The organism is Streptosporangium amethystogenes subsp. fukuiense, from assembly GCF_042665875.1.
Taxonomy (GTDB): domain Bacteria; phylum Actinomycetota; class Actinomycetes; order Streptosporangiales; family Streptosporangiaceae; genus Streptosporangium; species Streptosporangium fukuiense.
In genome coordinates, this window is record NZ_JBHTEE010000001.1 from 3,776,631 (window position 1) to 3,792,001 (window position 15,371).

At 70.3% G+C, this 15,371-nt stretch carries 14 protein-coding genes; all 14 read left to right on the forward strand.

Annotated elements, in window-relative coordinates:
- The first annotated feature begins 154 nt into the window (after nucleotides 1-154).
- The 14 genes from ACFQVD_RS15890 (at nucleotide 155) to ACFQVD_RS15955 (ending at nucleotide 15,371) form a co-directional block, all read left to right on the forward strand.
- Nucleotides 155-979, forward strand: a complete 825-nt coding sequence (locus ACFQVD_RS15890) for an ABC transporter ATP-binding protein (protein ID WP_343963766.1) — start codon at nucleotides 155-157, stop codon at nucleotides 977-979.
- A complete protein-coding gene (locus tag ACFQVD_RS15895; RefSeq protein ID WP_343963764.1) occupies nucleotides 976-1,800 on the forward strand; it encodes an ABC transporter ATP-binding protein in 825 nt (274 codons plus the stop codon). Before ACFQVD_RS15890 ends, ACFQVD_RS15895 begins: the two co-directional genes overlap by 4 nt.
- Nucleotides 1,797-2,687, forward strand: a complete 891-nt coding sequence (locus ACFQVD_RS15900; RefSeq protein ID WP_343963762.1) for a branched-chain amino acid ABC transporter permease — start codon at nucleotides 1,797-1,799, stop codon at nucleotides 2,685-2,687. Before ACFQVD_RS15895 ends, ACFQVD_RS15900 begins: the two co-directional genes overlap by 4 nt.
- Complete coding sequence (locus ACFQVD_RS15905) at nucleotides 2,680-3,807, forward strand: branched-chain amino acid ABC transporter permease (RefSeq protein WP_343963760.1); 1,128 nt, start codon at nucleotides 2,680-2,682, stop codon at nucleotides 3,805-3,807. The genes ACFQVD_RS15900 and ACFQVD_RS15905 overlap by 8 nt, the downstream gene beginning before the upstream one ends.
- 2 nt (nucleotides 3,808-3,809) lie before the next feature.
- Nucleotides 3,810-5,087 (forward strand): ABC transporter substrate-binding protein, encoded by a 1,278-nt coding sequence (locus ACFQVD_RS15910; RefSeq protein WP_343963758.1) that lies wholly within the window; start codon nucleotides 3,810-3,812, stop codon nucleotides 5,085-5,087.
- A gap of 106 nt (nucleotides 5,088-5,193) precedes the next feature.
- Nucleotides 5,194-6,603 carry an aminopeptidase P family protein gene (locus tag ACFQVD_RS15915; protein ID WP_343963756.1) on the forward strand — a complete coding sequence of 470 codons (1,410 nt, stop codon included), beginning with the start codon at nucleotides 5,194-5,196 and terminating at the stop codon, nucleotides 6,601-6,603.
- Between the two features lie 451 nt (nucleotides 6,604-7,054).
- Complete coding sequence (locus tag ACFQVD_RS15920; RefSeq protein ID WP_343963754.1) at nucleotides 7,055-7,864, forward strand: MlaE family ABC transporter permease; 810 nt, start codon at nucleotides 7,055-7,057, stop codon at nucleotides 7,862-7,864.
- On the forward strand, nucleotides 7,864-8,730 hold the full coding sequence (locus ACFQVD_RS15925; RefSeq protein ID WP_343963752.1) for an ABC transporter permease: 867 nt from the start codon (nucleotides 7,864-7,866) through the stop codon (nucleotides 8,728-8,730). The genes ACFQVD_RS15920 and ACFQVD_RS15925 overlap by 1 nt, the downstream gene beginning before the upstream one ends.
- 5 nt (nucleotides 8,731-8,735) lie before the next feature.
- Nucleotides 8,736-9,755 carry an MlaD family protein gene (locus tag ACFQVD_RS15930; RefSeq protein ID WP_343963750.1) on the forward strand — a complete coding sequence of 340 codons (1,020 nt, stop codon included), beginning with the start codon at nucleotides 8,736-8,738 and terminating at the stop codon, nucleotides 9,753-9,755.
- A gap of 4 nt (nucleotides 9,756-9,759) precedes the next feature.
- Nucleotides 9,760-10,818, forward strand: a complete 1,059-nt coding sequence (locus tag ACFQVD_RS15935) for an MlaD family protein (protein ID WP_343963748.1) — start codon at nucleotides 9,760-9,762, stop codon at nucleotides 10,816-10,818.
- Complete coding sequence (locus tag ACFQVD_RS15940) at nucleotides 10,818-11,843, forward strand: MlaD family protein (protein ID WP_343963746.1); 1,026 nt, start codon at nucleotides 10,818-10,820, stop codon at nucleotides 11,841-11,843. The genes ACFQVD_RS15935 and ACFQVD_RS15940 overlap by 1 nt, the downstream gene beginning before the upstream one ends.
- Nucleotides 11,840-12,943: an MCE family protein gene (locus ACFQVD_RS15945; RefSeq protein WP_343963744.1), complete on the forward strand. Its 1,104-nt coding sequence runs from the start codon at nucleotides 11,840-11,842 to the stop codon at nucleotides 12,941-12,943. The genes ACFQVD_RS15940 and ACFQVD_RS15945 overlap by 4 nt, the downstream gene beginning before the upstream one ends.
- A 53-nt stretch (nucleotides 12,944-12,996) precedes the next feature.
- A complete protein-coding gene (locus tag ACFQVD_RS15950; protein WP_343963742.1) occupies nucleotides 12,997-14,037 on the forward strand; it encodes an MCE family protein in 1,041 nt (346 codons plus the stop codon).
- Nucleotides 14,034-15,371, forward strand: a complete 1,338-nt coding sequence (locus tag ACFQVD_RS15955; RefSeq protein ID WP_343963740.1) for an MCE family protein — start codon at nucleotides 14,034-14,036, stop codon at nucleotides 15,369-15,371. Before ACFQVD_RS15950 ends, ACFQVD_RS15955 begins: the two co-directional genes overlap by 4 nt.

A 15,371-nucleotide genomic window follows, 5' to 3' on the forward strand; every position in this document is an offset into this window, starting at 1 on the left:
GAACAAGGTTCTGTTCTGTTTCGTGATCCGGCGTTGTACTCGCGCACAACCGTGCCCCGTCCGCCATGGGCGCCCGCCCCGACTTCACCCGGCCCTCTGGACGCCGGTGAACCACCTCGGTTGGGTGCGTTCATCGGCTGTACAGGAGGAACACATGGACGTGCACGACCCTCGCCCGCCCGGAGACTCCGGGCTGGTCGTCAGGGATCTGGCGGTGGGTTACGGCCCTGTCCTGGCCCTGCGGGGTGTCTCGCTGGACGTCCCTCGCGGTTCGGTCGTCGCGGTGCTCGGCGGCAACGGCGCGGGGAAGTCCACCCTGCTGCGCGCCATATCGGGCACCCTCAGGTTCCACCGGGGCGGGATCACCGCGGGCGAGGTCACCTTCGGCGGGACGCGGCTCTCCGGCGCCACCACCTCTGCCGTCGTGGCCGGCGGCGTCGTTCAGGTACCCGAGGGCCGCCGGGTCTTCGCGCGGATGACCGTGGAGGAGAACCTGCGGGCCGGCGCCCTCGGCGCGCCCGACCGGCGGTCGGCGGCCGAGGCGAAGGCGCGGGTGCTCACGCTCTTCCCCGTGCTCGCCGAGCGCGCCGGGCAGCGCGCGGGACTGCTGTCCGGGGGCGAGCAGCAGATGCTCGCCATCGGCCGCGCGCTGATGGCCAGGCCGAGGATGCTCCTGCTCGACGAACCCACCCTTGGCCTGGCGCCGATGATGGCCTCCCGGATCGCCGACACCGTTCGCGAGATCAACGCCGGGGGGACCACGGTGCTCCTGGTGGAGCAGAACGCCGCCATGGCCCTGTCCCTGGCCTCGCACGCCTACGTGCTGGAGGTCGGCGAGGTGGTCCTGTCGGGACCGGCCGCCGAACTCGCCGCGAGCGACGAGGTGCGCCGCCGCTACCTGGGCATCGAGGACGCACCCGAGGACGCGCCCGCGGCCGCGGCCGGCGCCCGTCCCGTGCTGGCCAGGTGGTCCGCGTGAGCGACACGAACACCGCCGTTCCCCGGCTCGACGTGCGCGAGGTGACGGTGCGCTTCGCCGGGCTCACCGCGCTGGACGCGGTCGGCTTCACCGTCGAGCCCGGCAGTGTGCACGCTGTGATCGGGCCCAACGGGGCGGGCAAGTCGACCTGCTTCAACGTCCTGTCGGGCGTCTACCGGGCCACCTCGGGCAGCGTGCGGTTCGGCGACGCGGAGCTGACCGCCCTGGCCCCGCACCGCATCGCCGCTCTGGGCGTGGCGCGCACCTTCCAGAACATCGCGCTGTCGCCGATGCTGTCGGTCCGGGACAACCTGATGCTCGGCCGCCACCGGCTGACCCGCGCCGGGTTCCTCTCCGCCGGGCTGCGACTGCCGTCGGCCCGGCGCGAGGCAGCCGCGCACGGCGAGCGGGTGACCGAGATCGCCGCGTTCGTCGGGCTCTCCGAGCACCTGGCCACGCCCGTCGGACTCCTGTCGTACGGTGTGCAGAAGCGCGTGGAACTGGCCCGGGCACTGTGCATGGAGCCGCTGCTGCTGTTGCTGGACGAGCCGGTCGCCGGCATGAACGGTGGCGAGCGCCGCGACATGGCCGAACTGATCGTCGCGGTACGGGAGAGCCTCGGCATCTCGATCCTGCTGGTCGAGCACGACATGGGGATGGTCATGCGGCTCGCCGACGCGGTGACGGTCCTGGACTTCGGCAGGCGCATCGCGGACGGCCCGCCCGGCGAGGTGCAGAACGACCCCGAGGTCATCCGCGCCTACCTGGGCGCGGCGGCCGAGAGCACGACCGCGAGCGGGACCGAGGAGGTCACCTCATGATCACCTTTCTCGAACTCCTGGTGAACGGCATCTCCGTCGGAGCGGTGTACGCGCTGATCGCCCTGGGCTTCGTGATCATCTTCAAGGCGACCGAGGTGGTGAACTTCGCCCACGCCTCGCTGCTGCTGGTCGGCGGATTCGTGGTCGCGAGGCTGCACCCGCTGATCGGCTTCTGGACCGCGCTGCTGCTGGGCATCGCCGGCGCGGCGGTCGTGGGCGCCCTGATCGAATTCCTGATCATCCGCAGGGCGAACGTCATCTCGCACAGTGTCCTCGCGATCGTGACGATCGGTGTCGACATCGTGCTGACCACCGAGCTCACCAGGCAGATCGGCACCGACGTGCTCGCCCTGGGCGACCCGTGGCGCGACCGGGTGCTGCACCTGGGAGGCGTCAGCATCGCCGAGACCCGGCTCGTCGCGCTGGCCGTCGCCGCGGTCCTGATCTCCGCGTTCCTGCTGGCGTTCAAATACACGAACTGGGGCATCGCCATGCGCGCCACCGCGGAGGACACCGAGACCGCCGCGCTGATGGGCGTGCGGCGCGGGCGGATCTCGATGGGGGCCTGGGCGGTCGCCGGGGCGCTCGCCGCCGTCGCCGCGCTCTTCCTGTGCGTCTTCCCCACACCGGGGCTGGATCGCAGCACCACCTTCGCGGCGATGAAGGCGTTCCCCGCGGCGATCCTCGGCGGCCTCGACTCCACCACCGGGGCACTGGCCGGCGGGCTGATCATCGGTGTCACCGAGGCGATGATGAGCGGCTACCAGAACGACCTGGTCTTCCTCGGCCGGGGCATCGGCGACGTCGCGCCGTTCCTGGTGATGATCGTGGTCCTGCTCATCCGCCCCGCGGGGCTGTTCGGGACGAGGGAGCTGGCACGTGTCTAAGAAGGTCATCCTCTCCTGTGTCGCGCTGGTCGCGGCGGCGGTCGCCGTACCGTTCTACCTGGAGGGCTTCTGGCTGCAGGCCGGACTCTTCGCGATGTCGGCGGCGATCGGGGCGATCGGCCTCAACCTGCTGACCGGTGCCACCGGCCAGCTCTCCATGGGCCACGCGTTCTTCCTCGCGGTCGGCGCGTACGCCTACGTCTACTTCGCCGCCGAACCGGAGGGCGGCGCGCACGCCCTCGGCGGCCTCGGCCTGCCCACGCCGGTCGCGGCGCTGCTCGCGGTGCTCACCGCGGGCGTCGCGGGCGGGGTGTTCAGCCCCATCGCGGGACGCCTGAAGGGCGCGTACCTCGGCATCGCCACCCTCGCGCTGATCTTCGTCGGCCAGCACGTGCTGTTCAACGCCGAACCTGTGACGGGCGGCTACAACGGGCGGGCGGTGCCGCCGATGGAGCTGTTCGGATTCGTGTTCGCCGACTCCCCCGAACTGGTGATCGCCCAGGTGCCGTTCGGGTCGCTGGAGCGCCTGTGGTTCCTCGGGCTGGCCGTGCTGACCTGCGCGGCGCTGTTCGCCCGCGGGGTGCTGCGCGGCCGGCCGGGACGGGCCATGAACACCATCCGCGACCACGAGATCGCGGCCGGGGTGATGGGCGTGCCGGTGGCCCGCTACCGCGCCGGGGTGTTCGTGCTGTCGTCGATGTACGGAGGGCTGGCCGGGGTCCTGGTCGCGCTGGTCTTCCAGCGCACCGTGCCCGACTACTTCGGCCTGCTGCTCTCCCTCGACTACCTGGCGATGATCATCATCGGCGGCCTCGGCTCCGTCGCGGGCGCGGTGATCGGCGCGTTCTTCATCTCCCTGCTCCCCCAACTGCTCAGCCGCTACAGCGACGCCCTGCCGCTGGTGGCCGAGCCCGGATCGGGCGGGGTCTCACCCGCCGAGGCGTCCCGCATCCTGTACGGCGCCGCCGTCGTCGTCATCGTCCTCTTCCTGCCCGGCGGGCTGCTCGGCCTCGCCAGGCGCCTGCGCCTCGCCGTGACCCGGCGGCTCACCCCGGCCCCCGCGGCGAGGAAGACCCCGCTCTCCCCCTCTCCCACCCCCTCCCACGACACAAGGAACTGACAATGGGAATCCCAAGAACCCCGGTCCGACGAATCGCGGTACTCGCCCTCCTGGCCCTGGCCGTCACCGCGTGCGCCAGTGAGAAGGCCACCGGGGGCAGCGGGGGCGCCCCCTCCGCCGTCGGGGGGGACGGCGTGAAGACCGGCCCCGGCGTCACCACCGACAAGATCACGATCGGTCTGATGACCGACCTCACCGGCCCGTACGCCTCCTTCGGCAAGAGCCTGACCCAGGCACAACAGCTCTACTTCGAGCAGACGAACGCGGCGGGGGGCGTGTGCGGGCGGCAACTGGAGGCTCTGGTCCGTGACCACGGCTACGACGTGCAGAAGGCGGTCGCGGCCTACACCGAGATCTCCCCGAAGGTGGTGGCCCTCGCCCATGTCGTCGGCTCCCCCATGGTCAACGCGGTCAAGCAGCGCATCGAGGCCGACGACATGCTCACCATCCCGCAGGCGTGGGCGACCGGGCTGCTCGGCAGCAAGCCCATCCAGGTCACCGGGACGACCTACGACATCGACATGATCAACGGGGTGGACTTCCTCACCAAGGAGAAGGGCATCAAGTCCGGCGACAAGATCGGCCACCTGTACTTCGAGGGCGACTACGGCGAGAGCGCGCTGAACGGCTCCAAGTACGCGGCGGAGAAGCTCGGCCTCAAGCTCGTGGAGCAGAAGATCAAGGCCACCGACCAGGACATGAGCGCCCAGGTCGCCGCCTTCAAGGCCGAGGGCGTCAAGGCCGTCCTGGTCTCCGTCGGCCCCAGGCAGACCGCCTCGCTCGTCGGCGTCTCGCTCGCCAAGGGCATGGACGTGCCCTTCGTCGGCAGCAACTCGGCCTACTCCCCGCAACTGCTGCCCACCCCGGCGGGCCCCGCGCTGCTGAAGGACTTCTACTACATCACCGCCGGCACCCCGATCAGCGCCGACCAGCCGGCCATGAAGAAGCTGGCCGCCGACTACGCGGCGAAGTATCCGGACGCGGCCATCGACAGCGGTGTCTCCTCCGGTTACTCGGCGGCGGCGATCGTCGTCGACGCGCTCAAGAAGGCCTGCGAGGGCAAGGACCTGACCCGGGCCGCCGTGGTCGCCGCGCACCGCGGCCAGTCGGCCTGGGGCGCGGAGTTCGGCACCGTCATGGACTTCACCATGTTCGACAAGCCCGCCTCGCTGCTGTCGTACGTCGCCAAGCCGGACAAGGACGCCCTGGGCGGCGCGGTGATCTTCAAGGAGGCCGCCACCTCCGACCTGGCCAAGACCTACCAGGTCCCGGTGGGCTGATCCGCGGTTCACGGCGGCGCCCCGCACCTCCCGCGACGGAGGTGCGGGGCGCTCCCGCTCCGGGCTAGCGTGGCGGGGACCACAGACCTTCGCGCCCGGGGACACGATGACCCAGAAGCTCAATACCGGCAGCCACGACCTGCCGGTCTCCGACGCCCTCGCCGAGTTCATGAACACCGGCTGGGCCGACACCCACCGCGACGACCTGGCCGCGCTGCCACAGGCCGCCTACACCGCCAAGCGGCGTGCCGCGCTCGCCGCCCGCTTCCCCGGCGAGCGGCTGGTCGTCCCGTCCGGCACGCTCAAGGCGCGTAGCAACGACAGCGACTACCGGTTCCGGACGCACAGCGCGTTCGCCTACCTCACCGGCGACCAGGAACCCGACGATGTGCTGGTCGTCGAGCCCTCCGGGGAGGCCGTCCTGTTCCTGCGCCCCCGCTCGGTGCGGTCGGCGCCGGGACAGGCCGGGCAGGAGTTCTACCGTGACCGCCGCTACGGCGAGTTCTGGGTCGGCCGCCGCCCCGACCTGGCCGAGGCGGAGGCGCTGTACCAGATCGCCTGCGCGCCGATCGACAGGCTCGACGACGTGCTCGGCGGGCCCGCGCGGGTGCTGCGCGGGGTGGACGCGTCGGTGGACGGGCGAGTCGCGCCCGGCGACGGGGACGAGGAACTGGAGACGTTCCTGTCCGAGATGCGGCTGATCAAGGACGACTGGGAGATCGCGGAGCTGCAGTTCGCGGTGGACGCGACCACCCGCGGGTTCGAGGACGTGGTGCGGGCCCTGCCCGCCGCCCTGGGGCACCGGCGCGGCGAGCGCTACCTGGAGGGGATCTTCGGCCTCCGCTCCCGCCTGGAGGGCAACGCGGTCGGCTACGACAGCATCGTGGCCTCCGGCGCGAACGCGTGCGTGCTGCACTGGATCCGCAACGACGGGCGGCTGAACGAGAACGAGCTGCTCCTCCTCGACGCGGGCGTGGAGACCGACCACCTCTACACCGCCGACATCACCAGGACCCTGCCGCTTTCCGGGCGCTTCGACCCCGTCCGGCGCCAGGTCTACGAGCTGGTGTACGAGGCCCAGGAGGCGGCGATCGCCGTCCTGCGACCCGGTGCGAGCTTCCGCGACTTCCACGGTGCGGCCATGCGGGTCATCGCGGAGGGACTGCGCGACTGGGGCGTGCTGAAGATCAGTGCGGACGAGGCGATGGAGCCGGACAGCGGCCTGTACCGCCGCTACACGCTGTGCAGCAGCGGCCACATGCTCGGCATGGACGTGCACGACTGCGCCAGGGCCCGCGCGGAGGTCTATCTGGACGGCGTGCTGGAGGAGGGTCAGGTGCTGACCGTCGAACCCGGCCTCTACCTGCAGCCTGACGACCTGACGCTGCCGCCGGAGCTGCGCGGCATCGGAGTGCGCGTCGAGGACGACCTCGTCATCACGGCCGACGGCGCCCGTCTCATGTCAGGCGGTCTGCCCCGCCACCCGGACGAGATCGAGAAGTGGATGCAGTGCTAATTGCGACGCTAACGCGTCGCGGTTCGGCCGCTCTTACCCGGCTCCTTCCCTCGTCGACCGGGGTCGCTCGTTCCTCGCGAGTCACTGGCGACGCTAACGCGTCGCGGTTCGGCCGCTCTTACCCGGCTCCTTCCCTCGTCGACCGGGGTCGCTCGTTCCTCGCGGCCCCGCTCTCCTCAGTCCAGTCGCCGGCGCGGCCTCACGGGCCCGTAGGTAAGCAGCCTCATGGGGCTCGTAGGTGAGGCGGCTTCCGTGGGGCGGGTAGGGGCGCGTCCCCATGGGAGGCGGGAGGAAAATGTGGGGGGCTGACAAGTTGAAAGGTGGGGGTCATACCTTTTCATCAAATTACTTGAGAAGCATCGACTTACTGGAATACCCGTCAGTAGCGTGGCTGATCCATGGTCTGAGTCGCTAGTTCCGAGGTGGTCATGGCTCAACGGACGGCGGGTTGATGGCGGTCGGCGGACGGACGAGGGTCACCGGTTACCTGGTCCGCCGGACGACCGGCGTGCTGGACCGGGTCGGCGACATGTCGGTGATCGCCCTTGAGGGTTTCCGCCGCACCTGGGACGTCAGGACCTGGTTCTGGGAGTTCGTCCAGCAGTGCTGGTTCCTGGCCCGTGTCACGAGCCTGCCCGTGCTGCTGGTCTCGCTCCCGCTGGGCGCGACCGTCGCCCTGCAGGTGGGCCAGCTGGCCTGGCAGCTGGGCGCCTCCTCCGCCACCGGCGGCGCGGTGGTCGTCGGCCTGGTCCGCGAGGTCGCCCCGATGGCCTCGGCCCTGCTGATCGCCGGGGCCGGGGGCTCGGCCATGACCTCCGACATCGGCGCCCGCAACATCCGCGACGAACTGGCCGCCATGGAGGTGATGGCGGTCAACCCGATCCACCGCCTGGTCACCCCCCGGCTCTGGGCGGCGAGCACGGTGGCGGTGCTGCTGGTACCGCTGGTCATCGTGGCCGGGGCGGGCGGCGGCTACTTCTTCAACGTCATCGTCCAGGGCGTCACGCCCGGCGCCTACTTCGACGGCGCGGTCTCGCTGCTGGTCACCAGCGACCTGCTGGTCACGCTGCTCAAGGCCTGGATCTTCGGCTTCATCGCGGCCATCATGTCGTGCTACTTCGGCATGACCTGCCAGACCAGCCCGGTCGGCGTGGGCCGGGCGGTGAACCAGTCGACGGTCGTCACGTTCATGCTGGTCTTCGCGGTCAACTACGTGATCACCATGATCTACTTCCTCGCCTACCCGCCGAGGAGCATGTGATGGCCGCCGTACCGGAGGTGCGCACCGCGGGGGTCCGCGCGTACGGGCTGGCCCGCGACGGCCTGGACCGGCTGGCCTCGCTGTCGGACTGGCCGCTCTTCCTGTGGAAGGTCGTCTTCTACTCGGTCAGGGACATCGTCCTGCGGCTGAAGTTCTCCAAGGTCGTGCTGCGCCAGGTCAGCGACGTGGTGGTGGGCGTCGGCGCGACGGTCATCGGCGGCGGCATGGTCTTCGTGGTGTTCACCATGGCCTTCGCGGTCGGTGCCACCGTCGGACTCCAGGGCTACCAGGGCCTGCAGTCGATCGGAGCCGAGTCCTTCATCGGGCTGGTGGGCAGCTTCGCCAACGTGCGGGAGATCACCCCGATCATCGCGGCGGTCGCGCTCGCGGCCCAGGTCGGCTCGTCCTTCACCGCCGAACTCGGCGCCATGCGGATCTCCGAGGAGATCGACGCGCTGGAGGTGATGGCCATCAACGCGTTCACCTACCTCATCTGCACCCGCGTGGTGGCCGCGATGATCGCGCTGATCCCGGTCTACATGATCGCGCTGTTCGCCAGCTTCTTCGCCACCCGGCTGATGTGCACCGTCCTGTTCGGCATGTCGCCCGGCGTCTACGACTACTACTTCTACCTCGGCCTGCCGGTGATCGACATCGTCTACAGCGTGGTCAAAGTGGTGGTGTTCGCGTTCGCCGTGGTCAGCATCCACTGCTACTACGGGTTCAACGCCACCGGCGGCCCGGTCGGCGTGGGCGTCGCGGCCGGGCGGGCGATCCGGCAGTCGATCATCACGGTCATTCTCCTCAACCTGCTGCTGTCCTACCTGTTCTGGGGTGGCGGCAGCAGCCTGAAGCTGACGGGGTGAGCCCGATGGCGACCAGGGGCGAGGTGGCGCTGCCGATCAGACTGGCGATCTCGGTCGCCGTGCTGCTGGTCCTGGCCGGATCCGTCCTCCTGGTGGTGCGGGGTGCGGCCGAGGTGAGCGGCACCCGGCTGAGCGCGGTGTTCACCCGCTCGGGCCAGGGCCTGGACCCCAACTCCCCCGTCAAGATCCGCGGCATCACGGTGGGCGGGGTCAGCTCGGTCACCCTGAACCGGCAGGGCCAGGCCGTGGTCGCCATCTATGTGGATCCCGGGGTCAGGGTGCCCCAGAGCGTCACCGCCACGATCGAGCCGAGCTCGGTCTTCGGCCCCAAGTTCGTCAACCTCGTCCCCGGCTCCGGCGAGACCTCCGGCCCCTACCTGCTCAGCGGCGCGGTCATCACCAGGACCGAGGCCCCCTCCGACCTGTCGGACTCCCTCACCGACGCGTACGAGGGGCTGAAGGCGATCGACCCGCAGGACGTCACGACCATCGTGCACACCCTTGGCCGGGGCCTGGACGGCAAGGGTCCGCAGCTGCGGGCGATCGTCGACGACGCCGGGAAGATCATCGGGGTGGCCCATCGGCACCGCGCCGACTTCCGGCGGTTCATCGGCGACGCCGGGGACCTCAGCACGTCCCTCGCCGACAAGGGCGACGAGCTGGTGGCCATCTCCGCGAACACCAACGTGATCACCCCCGACCTGCTGAAGCGGGCCGACAAGGTACGCGCCCTGCTCAAGGAGTTCGACGATCTCTCCCACCTGAGCGCGCACGGTCTGCGCAAGCACCGCGGCGACCTCAAAGCCGCCGTCAACTCCGGTGAACGCCTCGCCTCCCTGCTGTACGCGCAGCTCGGCATCGTCGGGGACGGTGTGCGAGGGCTGAACCAGCTGCTCTCCGCGCTCAACGACCTGGCCTCGGGGCAGGGCCCGAACGGTACCGCCCAGATCAAGATGGAGACCTTCATCTCGACGGACGTGTGCGAGCTCTTCGTCGGCGCGTGCGGCTCCACGAAGGGCGGGTGAACGCGTGGCCGGATCCGCGGAGCAGGTTCAGCGCCGCTGGACACTGGGCAAGTTCGCGCTCTTCCTCCTGGTGACGGGCACGCTGATCATCCTGATCGGCGGCCAGATCGCCAGGGTGAACGTGGGCGACTCCTACAGCCTCGTCGCCACCTTCGACGACGTCTCCGGTCTGCACGAGGGAGACCAGGTGAAGATCGCGGGTGCGCCCGTCGGGCAGGTCGGCACGATCGAGGTGGTCGCCGGCCGGGCCGAGGTCACGCTCAACGTACGGACGGACGTCCGGGTTCCAACCGACAGCTCGGCCTCGATCCGCTGGCGCAACACGATCGGGCAGCGGGTGGTCTACCTGGAGCCGGGCACCGCGGACAGGACGCTCGGCGACGGCGCCCGCGTGGAGCGGACGAGTTCGGTGGTCGACATCGGCGAGCTCGTCAGCGACCTGGGCCCGCTCACCCGCAGCCTCGACCCCGAGCAGATCAACCGGTTGCTGACCGCGGCGGGCGAGGCGCTGGACGGCAACCAGGAGAACATCCCCAAGCTGGTCGACAACCTCGACGACCTGACCGGCACGATCGCCGAACGCAAGAAGGTCATCCAGGGGCTGCTGGAGGACTACGCCACGGTGACCGACGTCGTCGCCCGCAGGGACCGGCAGATAGCCCAGCTGGTCGACAACCTGGTCGCGCTGACCGGCGCGTTCGCCCGTAACCGCGAACTGGTCGACGACGCCCTGGTGGAACTGTCCACCACGGTCAGGGTCAGCGACCGGGTGCTCGGCGCGAACTCCCAGGAGCTCGGCCGGGTGGTGGGCCGTCTGACCCGGTTCACCGGCGGCTTCCGGCGCAACATCGGCGGTGTGGAGAAGCTGCTCGGCACGCTCCCCCCGCCGATGCGGCGCTCGTTCCAGGTGACCGCGCAGGGCGACTTCGTCACCGCGTACGTGCCCTGCTTCGCGCTCGGCCCGCTGCCCTGCCCGTACCCGATGAAGAGCCCTCCGCCGCTGCGCGGCTCCTTCAAGCTGTCCGACACCGGTGACCTTCGGCGGGTTCTGGTGGGGCCCTGATGGCGCTCAAGTCGTTCCGCGACCGCGACAGGACCCTCGTCGGCCTGGTCTCGATGGCGGTCCTCGCCGTCGTGCTGGCCGTCACCTTCCTCATCGGCAACCTGGGGCTGCTGGAGGGGGGATACACGATGTCGGCGGTGCTGCCCGACTCGGCCGGGCTGCGTTCCGGCAACGACGTCCGGGTGGCGGGGGTGACGGTCGGCAAGGTCACCGGGGTCCGTGCCGACTACTCCCAGGGGCACGTCGTGGTGACCTGGAGGGTGGACGACGGGATCAGGCTCGGCCCGCAGACCCGGGCCGAGATCGCCCTGTCCAACCTGCTGGGCGGGCGCTACGTCAGGCTCACCGGGCCGGTCACCCGCCCGTACATGGACGAGCTGCCCGAGGAGCGGCGCCGGATCCCCATGTCCCGGACGAGCACCCCCGTGCTGATCACCGACGCGCTCAAGGACGCGACCCGGCTGGCGCAGCGGCTCGACACCGACTCCGTCGACAAGCTGCTGGCCGAGCTGGCGGAGCTCAAGCCCGCCCGCCAGGGCAGGGTCAGCAGGCTGCTGGACAACATCGGCGAGCTGTCGGAGATCATCAGCGAGAGCGAGCCCCAGCTGCGGCGGCTGCTGGACAACGGCAACAAGATCATGGATGTGCTGGAGAAGAAGGACGCGCAGATCGGCCGCCTGATCGACTCGATCGAGGTCATGCTCAACGAGCTGCGACTCCGCCGTGACGAGCTGAAGTCGCTGCTCGGCGACGGCAGCGACCTGGTCGGCAGCATCACCACCCTGGTCAACCGGCACGAGAAGGACCTGATCACGGTGCTCGACGACGTGACCGCCATCAGTAACCGCCTCGACTCCACCAGCGGCAAGAACCTCAACTCGGTTCTCGCCTGGGTCGGCCCCACCTTCTCCGGGCTCGCCGCGGCCGGCGGTCACGGGCCGTGGGTGGAGGCCATCGCCACCGGGCTGGGACCGATCGACCCCGAAGTGCTCGCCGCCATCCGCAAGGACAGGAACAGCCGTTGACAGCACAGGGACAGCAGGGAGCGAGCCGCCCGCACCGCGCCCGCGCCGCGGCGTGGTCCCCGGCGCGCAGGGGGATCGCGGCGCTGCTCGCGGGAGTGCTGCTGGCCTCCACCGGAGGGTGTTCGCTGCTGCCGGGCGGGGCCGGCCCCTACCGGCTGACCGCCTACTTCAGCGCGGCGCCCTCGCTGTACGAGCAGGCGAAGGTCAAGGTGCTGGGCCTGGACGCGGGAACCGTGCAGAAGCTCACGGTCGAGGGCGACCGGGTCCGGGCGGACCTGCTGATCGACGGTGAGGTACCGCTGCCCGCCGATGTCAACGCCGTCGTGGCCGCGCAGAACACGCTGGGCGAACGGAACGTGGTGCTCCACCCGCCCTGGACGCCCGGCAAACCGAAGATCGCCCCCAATACGGTGATCCCGCTGGAGCGGACCGACCTGCCGGTGGAGATCGACGACGCCCTGGAGGCGTTCACCAAGCTCACCGACGCCCTCGACACCGACAAGATGGGCGATGTGGCCGGCAACCTGGCCGACACCGTCAGGGGCCGGGGCACCCAGATCAACGGCGCGCTCGCCGACGCCGCCGCACTGACCCGCACCCTCGCCGGGCAGGACGAGCAGCTGATCGAGCTGGCCAAAGGACTCAACCGGATCGCCACCAACCTCAACAGGCGTGAGAAGCAGGTGAAGACCACCATCGACGCCTTCGCCGAGGCCGGTGCCACCCTCGCCGACGAGCGGCAGCGGATGAAACGCTTCATCACCGGCCTGGCGGAGCTCGTGCAGCGCGGTGACGTGCTGATCGAGGCGTACCAGGAACGGCTGCCCAGGGGGGTGGCCAACCTGGCCGAGCTGGTGCTGACCCTCAAGGTCAACAGCGAGTCGGTGGCCGAAGGTATCAAGAGCACCAGGAAGTTCCTCGACAACATGATCCTGTCGTGGGACAGGAAGAACCACGTGCTCAAGATCCGTGTGGTGCTCAACGCCCTGACCCGGGCCTGGCTGACCCCGCTCTTCGAGGCCCTGGGCCTGGGCAGGGTGCCCTGCCTGCCGGGAGAGCTGAGCAACTGCCCCTGGCAGAAGAACGGGAAGGGCCGCTGATGGGCGCGGTGGTACGGGATCGGACCGAGAGTCCATCGGCGCCACCGCCGGGCATGGGACGAAGGATCGCGGACCGGTGGCGGTGGTGGACCCGCCCGGCCGCCGGGCTGGCCGTGCTCTGGCTGGGCACGGCGTGCAGCCTGCAGACCCTGGGCGCGCCGACCGGCGGGCTCACCCTGACCGCGACCTTCGACGACGTGCAGAGTCTGGTCGCCGGGCACAGCGTGCAGGTCTCCGACGTGCGGGTGGGCAGCGTGACCGACATCCGGCTGGAGGGCTACCGGGCGAAGGTCACCATGTCCATCGAGGACGGCAACCAGGTGCCCGAGGGGACGAGCGCCGTCGTCGCCAAGACCTCGATCCTCGGCGAGAACTACGTCGAACTGGATCTTCCCGAAGGACGGGACATGACGACGGGGCCGTTCCTGCGGAACGGCTCGGCCATCGCCGTGACCTCCGTCAAGCCCGACATCGAGCAGGTCACCGAACGGGCCGGGCCGCTCATCGACGCGCTCGGCGCCCAGGACGTGAACGCCGTCCTGGACGCGGCGGCGACCGGGATCGGCGGCAAGGGCAAGGACCTCAACCGGCTCCTGCGGCAGACCACCGAGGTCACCACCGCCTACGCGCAGTCCCGCGAGGACCTGGCCCGTACCATCGACGGCCTGGCCAGGCTCGGCGACGAACTCGCCAAGGGCACCGCGGAGCTGGACCGGCTGCCCGGCACGCTCGCCGACGCCACCACCCGCCTGAACCACGGCCGCAGGCACATCAAGAAGACCCTCAAAGAACTCACCGCGCTGGCCCGCGAGGCCAACGACACCATCTATCCCAGGCACGAGGCCCGGCTGCGCACCCTGCTGCGCGAACTCGACGCGGTCTCCGCCTCCGCGGTACGCGGCAAGGAGGACCTGAAGCTGCTGGTGAGCCGGGTGCAGAGCTTCCTCGACCAGCCACCGCTCGTGGTGAACGGCCAGTTGCTGATCTCCGTGTGGCTGAAAGGACTGCTGGTGTCCGAGCCGAAGAAGAGCGAGCGGCCCCGCCTGCCCAACTCGGTGGACGACTTCCGCCTGCTGCTGGGGCCGCCGCGATGAGGAACCGCATCTGGATCAACCTCGGCTTCTTCGTGGTACTCGGCGTCGTGATGACCGTGTGGGCGTTCACCACCATCATCAAGCTCGACCTCGTCGAGCGGCCGTACCGGATCAACGCCGAGTTCCTCTCCTCCCCCGGCCTGGTGGAGGGCTTCGACGTGGCCTACCTCGGTGTGCGGATCGGCCGGATCAGCGGCGTGCAGCTGGCCCCCGGCAAGATCGTTGTCGCGCTGAGCATCGATCGCGGGGTGCGACTGCCCCGGGACGTCACCGCCGAGGTGCGCCGTAAGTCCGCCGTCGGCGAGCCGTACGTGGAGATCTCCCCGCCCGAAGGCGGAGCCGGTGGGGGCGCCGTCCTGGCCGCGGGCGCCACCATCCCGCTGGCCAGCACCTCGGTGCCGCTCGACTACCGGAAACTGTTCGACGGAATCGGCAAGCTGCTCGACGCGGTGCCGGCCGAGGACGCCCGGACCATCGTGGGAGAGCTGGCGGCCGGGCTGAACGGGCGGACGACCTCGATCCGGGAGATCGTCGACAACGCGCACGACCTCACCGCGACCCTCGCCGACAACACCGACGTGCTGGACGAGCTGTCGGTGCAGCTCACCAGGCTCACCGGGACCCTGGCGGGCCGACGCGAGAAACTGTCCGAGGGGGTGCAGGACCTGGCCGGGGTGACCCAGGCCATCCGCGACTCCCGCAAACAGCTGAACGCCGCCCTCGACCACGGACCGAGCTTCTTCCGGCAGGTCAACACCCTGCTCACCACCGCGCGCCCCGGCCTTTCCTGCGTGCTGACCGCCGGAGGCATCAAACCCGGCAAGGTGTTCGGCGGCGCCGCCCCCGACAACGTCAACCGCCTGCTCCGCAACATACCCACCGCACAGGCGCTGCTCGCCGACGTGGGCGACAGGCAGGCCGGCGGCCTGTACGGCAGGACCGCGTTCATCTTCAGCGTCCCCGGCGGCCCCAAGGCCGCGCGGGAGTATCGCAACCCGCTGGCTCCCCCGACGATCCCCAAGCTCCGTACCTGCCCGAAGGGGCCCGCGAGCAAGGTGGCGGTCGGAAGGGACGAGGAGGCTCCCCGCGACGAGAACACCGAAGGAACCGCCGACGACTCGGCGGACGGAGCGACCGCCGAACCAGGCGACGCGACGCCGGCGCCCGAGGAGAGCCAGGAGCCGGTACCGGCCGCGGACGCCGACCGGACCCCTGAGTCCTCCCAGGACATGACCCCCCTCATCGTTGCGATCTTCGCCGCGGTCGTCGTCTCCGGCGGTGTGCTCGGCTGGATCGCCGTCGGCCGGGCCTCCCGCCGCCGTGAACAGGAGTAA